5 protein-coding genes and 1 pseudogene are annotated in these 9,200 nt (G+C 65.2%); 1 reads left to right on the top strand and 5 read right to left on the bottom strand.

Annotated features, from left to right (window positions below; genetic code table 11):
- Positions 1–1,337: 1,337 nt before the first annotated feature.
- From ACFWZ5_RS42670 to ACFWZ5_RS42690, 5 genes and pseudogenes are all read right to left on the bottom strand, one after another.
- A complete protein-coding gene (locus tag ACFWZ5_RS42670) occupies positions 1,338–2,513 on the bottom strand; it encodes a hypothetical protein (protein ID WP_384892479.1) in 1,176 nt (391 codons plus the stop codon).
- Positions 2,514–2,519: 6 nt separating this feature from the next.
- On the bottom strand, positions 2,520–2,765 hold the full coding sequence (locus ACFWZ5_RS42675; RefSeq protein ID WP_384892482.1) for a hypothetical protein: 246 nt from the start codon (positions 2,763–2,765) through the stop codon (positions 2,520–2,522).
- A gap of 473 nt (positions 2,766–3,238) precedes the next feature.
- Complete coding sequence (locus ACFWZ5_RS42680; protein WP_384892485.1) at positions 3,239–3,955, bottom strand: hypothetical protein; 717 nt, start codon at positions 3,953–3,955, stop codon at positions 3,239–3,241.
- 277 nt (positions 3,956–4,232) lie between these two features.
- Positions 4,233–5,029: pseudogene (locus tag ACFWZ5_RS42685) on the bottom strand (transposase); the annotation flags it as partial.
- 417 nt (positions 5,030–5,446) lie between these two features.
- A complete protein-coding gene (locus tag ACFWZ5_RS42690; protein WP_384892488.1) occupies positions 5,447–6,946 on the bottom strand; it encodes a transcriptional regulator in 1,500 nt (499 codons plus the stop codon).
- Positions 6,947–7,974: 1,028 nt separating this feature from the next.
- On the opposite strand from ACFWZ5_RS42690, the gene ACFWZ5_RS42695 reads away from it, so the two are divergent.
- On the top strand, positions 7,975–8,700 hold the full coding sequence (locus ACFWZ5_RS42695) for a hypothetical protein (RefSeq protein ID WP_384892491.1): 726 nt from the start codon (positions 7,975–7,977) through the stop codon (positions 8,698–8,700).
- Positions 8,701–9,200 lie beyond the last annotated feature (500 nt).

The following is a 9,200-nucleotide window of genomic DNA, read 5'->3' on the forward strand; positions in this document are numbered from 1 at the left end:
GACCCGAAGCTGTTTGGCGATCACCGCGTTGTCCTGCCCAGCGGCGAACATCTCGGCTGCGTCCATACGGATGCGCTCGCGAAACGCGCGCCGCTCGGCAGTCAGGCCACCGCCTTGCGGATACCTCATGGCTCGGGCATACCGCGCCAGTCACCATCCGTCAGCCCTTACGACAACACCCAGACAACCTCAGTAAGCGGGATCCCGCCGAAGCGGGCCGTCAGTGGTTTCCTTCCTCCGGCGCGTGGGACCGTGACTACAAAGCACCTGAGCCGTCCGCCTGGTGTTCACTACGCTGCACATCGTCGCAACAGGTGGAAACGGCTCACCCCCTGCCAGGCAGTGGGTGCTCGACGCCGACCTTGAAGCGGCGTTCGACCGGATTGACCACGCCACCTTACTCAAGGCGCTCGGAGACGTTCCTGGAAGGGGACTGATCCAGGGCTGGCTCAAGGCAGGCGTCCTGGAGGGCGGAAACTTGCTCGTACCGAAGAGGGAACCCCACAGCAGCTCCAGGCCAGGGTCAACACTGAACAGGGCCCCCGAGTTTGCTTCGAGGCCCATGTCGAGCGGAAGAACAGCAAGCCACTGGTGGCACGGTTCGTTGGAATTCCCCTCTACTGGCAGCGGTCGGCGACGATTAGGGATCGTCGGCCGGTCTGGGGGAGGGACTGCCCACACAAGAGCTGGTCACACGGCTCTTGGCGGACACCTGCGAGATCTGCGGGAGCACCAGCGATGTCACCATGCATCACATCCGCGCCCTCGCCGACCTGAACGGAGCCTCTCAAACACCCTCAAGTCGGCCACGCCGCCAGGGCACACGGTCGTCAACAGGCGCTGCACGTAGTGGCCGAGTGCGCCCTGCGCACCCCGAGAGGACCGCAGACGGCGGCGCCGAGGCAAGCGAGGGTCTCCTGCGGGGCGTTGCGGGCCCACTGGCCGACCGCTCGGACGGAGCGCGCGCCAGTCAGTACCGCGCAGCACCGGCGTCAGGGTGCGCCGCCGCCCGCGGCGGGCGCACGGATCGGACAGCGACGCCAGCCGCTCAGCAATGCCGTCGACCGCGCGATTTACATTGGCGGGCGGCTTGCTCAAGCAGACAATGGCAGCCTGACGGCACATTGAAGCTCCGGTGCTACAAGGCGACGTAGTAGGCCCCCCTTGATCACCGGAGTTTCGTTGCGCGCGGAGCACCCTGGTGAAGGTTCATCACGCCCCTGTGGCCTGCTGGTCCTCGAAGCCACCAGGACTATGAATCAGCCCTGCGCATCAGCCCAACCCGCCTCAGATCAACCGTCAAGTCAGTCCACCCCCTCGAGTATCACTGCTGAAGTTCATGGTTGGTGGTCCCAGAGGTGCACAGTCTCACCGCTCCTGAGTGGTTTGTCGTTGGGGCCTTTGATGTGGGCGGGCACGATACGCTCCTCGTGTTCGCATGCACCCTCGGCGTGGGCGCGGGGGTTGAGGCAGGTGTTGCGCCGATAGGGACGCACGGGCCAGCGGCAGGACCACTGCGGAGCGCGGCGGCCGGTGGGGGCTGCTGCGTCCTGCTCGGGAGGGCTGAGTCTGTGGGCAGTATGGACGTTGAGGATCTGTACATCGGAGGGGCCGATGATGCCGTCGCGGCGGTCGCGCTTGCGGCCGGCGCGGTCGCGGGGGAGTTCATTGACCTCGGTGAGTTGGGCCCTGCCGGTCTGGCTCATCAGCTGCCAGGCAGTGTAGACGACCTGGGAGCACTGGCGAGTGATGTCCGGCATGAGATCGTCGAAGGTTTTCCCGAACGCCAAGACTGTTTCGTTTTCCCAGGTCAGCGGGGCGTGACGGGGGTACAACTGGATGTCGGCAGCGGTCACGGGGGCGCCACCGGAGAGAGAATCGATGACGGTGTCCGGCGCCAGGGTATCGAAGGCGCTGCCCGGTGGGGCGTAAAAGGTGATCCACACGCCTTCGAAGTCCTGCGGGATCGGTTCAAGCTGGCTGCGGGCGCTCCGCTGGTTGAACCAGCGCACAGTCGAGCCGTTAGCGAAGTCGGTGTCAGCGGCGGCCCACAGACCCCAGCTGATCGCGACGATGGGCGTAGTCACGGTCACGTGTGCGCCATCGCAAGCCGGGCGGGGGTGGGATGGAACGGCGGCGATATCATGGGTGTAGTTGCCAATCGGCTCGGCGAACACCATGAACCCGTAGGGGGACGGTAGCCGGGTTTTCCGGATCGGTTCAGTGGGCGGGGTGGAAGCTGCGGCGAGTGCGAGCGAGGTCATGTCGGCGGTCGCGTAGTACAATTTGGCCGCACAGAGACGATGTTCCTCCGCGCGGGCCATCAGCATCGAGGCTGTCGCGCCTGGTAACGGTTCCATGCTGGATGCGGCCGGGAATATGGCGTTATGCCCGGCATTGATGGCCTGGGTGAGCGAGCGCAGGGAGTCGTTGCTGCCGACATCGTCGCGCACCTGTGCGCGCCATTCGGGCAAATCGCGCGGATCCGGCGCCTTCCAGAGGTAGGCCGCCATGCCGTCCTACCGCCCGAGGGAGGCAGGACGGCATGGCCGACGGACATCCTGGGGCATCGTCAAGGTGTCGTTGCAGAAGTTGGCGGTCATGCCCCTGGCGAACTCCAGTTGGTCGTCCTCCAGATGCGTTGGGTGTCCGACGATCGCGCCACGGTCGCGTACGACATAGGCACGCAGCAGAGCGTGGGCCTGCCACGCTGCCTCGTGCACCCTGAGGGCGGCGAGGTCCTGTAAGTTGCGGAATCCGGGCATCGCGTCTCCTTGGCTGATCTGGCTGCGGGGTACAGGGCGGGACGCAGCGGACGGCGCCAGGTCGATCCGCTTGTCAATGCCCAGGAAGGAAGAAGGTGCCACCGGTCGCTCGCTGCGCGATCTGCATAGTCAGGGATGGGCTTGCTCACCGGAACGGGGGCGGAGAGTCGGCAGGCCTGCACAACTGCATCAGCCTTCGAAAAGAACCCGACCATGCCGCTGTACCTGGAAGTGTCAAGATCCCCGACAGAGCTAGGCTCATCTATTGGGATGAACTTCCATTGACTGCTGATCAGCTAGCCCACGCTTCACCCTACCTCCAAAGCAAAAGCCATGTGTTCGCAAGCCCGGGACTGGCGTACCCGGTTCCGGTGGCACCCCCGAAGGATCCCCACTCGGTACGCCATCGGAACGATACGTGCTGAACTTGATCAGCTACCCCATCTTGCGGGACGCCATCTCACGTAATGGATTCAGACTGAAAGGGGCAGGCTGACAGAAAAGTCTGCCCCGGTGATATTTCGATCGCTTGCGGCAATGAACCTAAATAGTGACACAATCGCGTCGACGCCTTGCGGCGCACTACGCAGATTACCCGGAGTGCGGATCTCCGCTTCGCCTGATCCGCCTGGAAGACGCAAAGGGAGAGCGACCTCGCCTCTCTTCTGCTCTTTCACTGCAGTCCGAAATGAACACTCCTTCACTTCTCCCCCTTTTTGAAACAAATTAAATTCGGCTGGGGTCGACGAGGTTAGGCCGAGATTGATTACCTTGCCGCAATCACTTAGCCGCCTCCTCGCCTCCTCTAGAAAGAAGTGGGCGGCCTGTTGATCAAGCGTTCCCGCCTCGCCACGAATACCATTCATGGTCCGCAAAACCCGAAGGGGGGAAGCTTGCCCGGTGACAGCGGCGGCAAAATCGACTCCACCGAACACCTCAGAAGCCATATCGAAGATCGGCGCGGCATGAGTGAGTAGATTTCGATGCGTTAACCTTGCCTGAAATACTACGATCTGCCCTCCGCCACCTGACACCGAAGCGATGGTCTCCTCGACATCCAGGGGCGTGTCTGCCGAATAGTAACAAGCCACGACATTGGCGCCATCTACACCAAAAGATCTAGAAATTGCGCTCACAATTTTCGCAGCGCCACCGCTGATAACTAGGGTTTTTCCGTGTATTGAGTTCACTGCCGTTGAAAATCCTTTGAGTGGACGGCTCTTGCCCTTGCCTTAGGGTGCTTAAGGTGAGGCGCCGAAGCTTTGATCAAGATGACCCGACCTGCCGCGTGATCAAAAATTGACCGGTAGTCAGGTGGCTCGATCGGTGAACCTATCAGGCCTGTCCGATCTGGACAGCCCTCCTCGGAGGTAATTGTTGGATACTCGTTCGGGGGCCTAAAGATCTTCTCGTATCTCGGTAACTGTGCTGTGAGGGCAAGGGTGTTGCGATTCCTGGAGTGAGATCACCCTGCGAGGCGAGGTTGTGCATGTGGGCGACGCCGCTGGTGGCCCAGTGGACGCCGTCGCCCTTGAGCCTGCAGTCGCGGAGGAGCTTCCAGTTCTTCATGCGTGCGAAGACGTGCTCGACGCGCGCTCGCACTCGGCGGTGCGAGGCGTTGTGCTCTTCCTTCCACCGCGGCAGCCGTTCCTGCCCGGCCCGGCAGCGGTGCGGGATGAGCAGTCCGGTGCCCTGGTAGCCGCCGTCGGCGATGACGGTTGCCTCCCGCAGGCGGTGTCGATGCCGGAGTCGGTGGAGGCGGTGCAGTCGCTATGGTTGCCGGGCATCGGGCGCCCGATGGCGAGCACGAGCTTGGTCTCCGCCTTGATGAGGACCTGCATGCTCGCCGAGTAGCGATGGTTCTTTGAGGAGGCGGCGACCGACCGGTCCCGAGTGGGCACCAGTGTTCCGTCCACGACGAGCACGTTACCCGTTCCCGGCCTGTGCCTGGCAGGCGCGAGGGTCAGCAGTGGCCCGTGCCGCTTGATGATCCGGCCGACTGCCGCGGTGGAGATCCCGAACAGCGGGGCGAGCTGCGGCATGGACAGGTTCGTGCGGCAGTACATCGCCACCAGCAGCACCCGCTCCTCCAGCGGCAGTGACCACGGACGACCTGGCCGGCCCGGGTCCAAGGCCTGTCCGCCGACCCGGTGGACAGCCCTGACCAGTCGCTGGAACTGCCGCGGACGAAGCCCGGTGAACACCTCGACGAACTCACGACGTTGAGCGGAGACTACCTGCACGACCAGATCAACGCAGGCCATCCAGCATGGTTGTGAGAAGACCTTTAGGGACGGCCATTGAGTGCATTCTTCGGCTGATCAACTCCCCCTTACAGGCCGCCGTGCACGCTGTACACCCCGGCGGCAGGCGCGGGAATCCTCGATCGGGCCAGCGCAATCGTCCGCCGCCCCTTCCGAATCGGGGGCCCAGCGTGAGCTCGCGTATCGCGCGGTTGGCCGGGTCCGCCTCGACACGGTGGAGGGCCTCACGGTGTGCTCCAAGCACGCGATGGCAACGATCCGAAGCCGTCTCCTGCGTTTCATTGGACCTGTCGGTGCGGTTGCGGTTGCGGTGACGGGGACGATGTTGTCCGGGCTACGTGCAGTGCGACCGCGCGGGATCGGCGCCGGGCAACTCCGGGCCGTCGGTGGCGGTGACATTCTCGGTCATCTGGGCCATCAACAGGAAGTGATGGTCATCAGTGAGCTGCGGGTGGCGCTCGCTAACTGCAGGGCGCGGCGCACCAGGCGGACGCCGTAGAGGCGCTCTGCGGCCTCGCGGCCCATGACATAGACCACCCCGGTGATCAGGTCTGTCTTGCCCTGCATGAGCTGGCCCCGGGCGGTGACGCGCAGGTCTTCCCGCTCCTGTTCGCTCAGCTCAAGCAGCGCGGCCTGGTCGTCGTCAGCGTGGTCTTGGTTCTGCTGGCGGCCGCCGCTCGCCACCTCGCAGACCTGAGCGAACGCAGCCTCCACCGCGCGCCGGACGGCGAGGCTGGACGGGGCCTGCCAGTCGTCGTCGGACTGCTCTGTGCGGGCGCGGACCTGCTGGATGCGGTGACGGCGGGCCGCCTCCTGCGCTGCGTACCAGTCCTCCACCACTGCAGCCCTCTTCTCCGGGGTGTCCAGGACAGTCTCTGCACCAACCAGCAGCACAGCGAGCATGCCGGAGCCCCGGCGTACCCGGGAGATGCCCCCGCGGCGGAAGTGCAGCCAGCCCCGGACGTCGGCTACAGACCATCCCGCATCAGCAACGTGCCTAGCTGCCCAGGCGACCCGGGGCACCGAGCAACCGCGCAGCCAGTCCAGCTGTTGCGTCAGCTCTCGGGCCAGCTGGAAACGCCGACCGACTGAGTTCAGCTCCCGACGACCGCCGACCTTGCCTTTGGACTTCTTCCGGGTGGGGGATGTGCGCTGCCCGCTTGCGCGCTTGCTCTCAGGGGGTAAGGAAGTACCACCCGCAGAGGAACGAGTAGCTGGACCACCCCCCATTGGGGTGCAACAGGACTCAGCCGAAACACCAGCCACAGAAGCTTCAGGGGAACCCCTCCCGGCACCCTTCGCCGCGGTCCTCGACGACATCGCCGACCGCGGCCGCCGGGCCTTCCGTGAAGCCTTCTTCGACAGACGGGCCATCAGCTTCCGGCCGGTCTCCGCCATCCCCGTCATCCGCCGCTCGCTGCCCTCACCGGACGTACGGATCCCGAGCGCGGCATCGAACTCCGGCGGCAGCATGCGGACGTACACCGACGCCTGAGCCCGCTCGCCGCTCACCCTCGTCCCGCGCATTTCCCACACGAGCAGCCCGGACTCCCGGAGCATCTGTAAGTGGTACTTCACGGCCCGCACTGTAAGGCCAGCGCGGCGCGCCAGGTACTCCACCCCTGGGCGGCACGGCGTCAGCTCCGCGAGCAGCTGCGCGATGAACACCGTCATCGGCCCGAACGAGCGCGGCCCGTGCGACCGGTGCTGCCGCGGCTCGTATAGCCCCGACCCCGCCACCCAGTGCACACCCTGCATCCAGCTGTAGCCGTCCGGGGCAATCCGGCCCGACGTCACCGACAGCCACTGCTCCGCCTCCGGCACGAACAGGCCAGGCAATAGGGCGACCGCGTCGCCGTCGACCGGCAAACGCGGAGCGGGTACCGACACGGCGACCGGCGCCACCACCGCGCTCATCGACTGACCTGGAAGGCCGTCAAAACCTGATCCGTCCGCCGACTTTGAGGCAGGTCATCTGCCGACAGAGACCGCTCAGCCCCGAACACCCCCGATGCTCCCGCCACACGGCAAGAAATCTTGGAAGGCGTCCCGCCAGCCGGCACGGCACGGTGACACCAAGGCCAACACTGCCTTCTCGCGCGCCTAGCCACCCGGAGGGCGAGCGGCTCGGAACTCGGCGACGGGTGGGTGGACTGCGCTCCCATCGCGCGCATCACGAAGCGGCATATAGCCGGAAAACAGCCGCCCACACACGGCGTGGCCCCCACGAAGCGCAGGTGAAGTGACCCGATGCACATGGCAAATTTGGGCCAAATGGGCACGGCTGGACTAGAGAATGGCATGGCAATGCTGCAAAATGAAACCGGCCTTCCTGGCTTCAGGATGGCGTCACGAAACCTCTTAGCGATGCTTCGTGGCTCTGGAGAGAACCGAAAACTGAACAGTTCGCGGCCGGCTGGCACCGGGGCGAACAGCTCCTCCGGAGGGCCGTGGCAGGCCAGATCCGGAGATCAGAAGGGGCGCCGCGCCGAGGTGAGTGGCATCACCGCGAGGCCGGGCCCGGGCGACAATGAGGCCGCCCCGCATCCATTACGTCATCACGACCCCCTCAAGTGGCGTGGTGTACCCGCGCCTGGACCGGAGCGGAAGCTCAGAAACAGCACCGGCACCCGCCAGCCGGAGCGACGCACACGTCATCGCTGCCACAGCTAGGGGTGCCTCGGCGAAAGTCTGTTGGAAGGTACGGGTCCCCTCCAACAGGACGTGACCTCTTGGAGAGGTACAGGACACGTCCTCGCCCCGCGGCTTCCCCAAGGCCGCGGGGCGCATACTTTTATGGACGAAATGGGAGATCACTCTACCCTCGCCAAGCTCTCCAGGTGTACGCCGCCGATACCGTGTCGCCGCCTCTTCAGCGGCAGTTGACACACTGGCAGCTCCACGACAAAACCGGGACACAACGCCTCCCGACACCTATCCACGGCATGATGATCACCACGCAGACGTCCGATCGTCTGGTCACGAGCTACGCCCAACCCCCGCGCGGCCGCACCTACATCACCGGCATGCGCCAGCCCACCACAGCACGCCACCCCGGCCAGCCCGTCCGCGTCTACCTCAGCGTCCCACCCGCCGTCCACGAGCGCCGCCCCAGCTGGCCAAGCAGCGTGGACCGCATCCGCACCGAACTGCCCGACGGAATCGAGCTCGTCCAGTACCGCGACGCCTTCGACCCGACCTCTGACCACTCCGAGCAGTGGACAGCCGTCGCCGACACCCTCGGCGGACCCGTCGTCATCGGCATCCGCCGCGATCCCCGCGAACAAGCTCTCGGCCTCGTCGCCCGCCAGGAACTCAGCCACACTGTAAACGCCTGCAAGACCGTCCTGCTCCCTAGCCCCACACGCGGCCTCGTACCTGTCCTCGACCGCAAACCCCGCCGCGCCGACGACGAACCACACCAACACCTCACCGCCCCACCGGCCTGGAACCCCGCACTCCAGACCGTACTCGCAGCCCTCACGCCGGAGCCCGCCGCCACCACTCCGCAGCGGTGCGCCACCGAGACAGGAAACGAACGGGCAACCGCCACCGAGCCGCGCGGCGACGAACCTACACTCCGCGCGCTGCGCCCCCGCAACCCCAAAGCGGACAAGGCCAAGGCCACTTCCCCGCATCTGGCGCATCCCTTCGCTACACCTTCCCTATAGGCCCCAATAGGCGTCCTCGGCCGCTGCCGTGCAGGTATCGCTTGCAGCGTCCACGATCTGAACAGATTCCTCCTGATCTGCCAAGGGGGCTATGCCGCAGTCACCAGAATTCCCGTCCGGCAGGCTGGTTTTGAATTGCCCTGCCAGGCGGGAAGTCGATCCGGCACGCGCAGCGGTCAGTCCTCACGCCTGTCATGAACACCGAGAACCTCCGGTCTCTCCCCCTCCTCATGCTCGGGCCGCACGGGCCACCGGTCTTCCGTTCTTCGCGGATCGGTTGCTCCCTGCGCGCTCAGGGCCGGGCACCAGGACCGCTCCCATACCTCGCGCATCCCAGTCTCTCCCTGCGCACCTTAGAGCTCCTAGCGCAACATGGTTCGCTGGCGTCGGCGGATGGGTCTGTAAAGTCTTCGGTGTAACTGGTGTGGTTTCTGGTTCAGTGAACCTCTTTCATCCCGTTTCTTGGAGGGGGAAAGTGCTGGGCAGGGTGTGTGGTGGTG

The sequence above is a fragment of the Streptomyces sp. NPDC059003 genome, from assembly GCF_042740445.1.
In the GTDB taxonomy this organism is placed as follows: Bacteria; Actinomycetota; Actinomycetes; order Streptomycetales; family Streptomycetaceae; genus Streptomyces.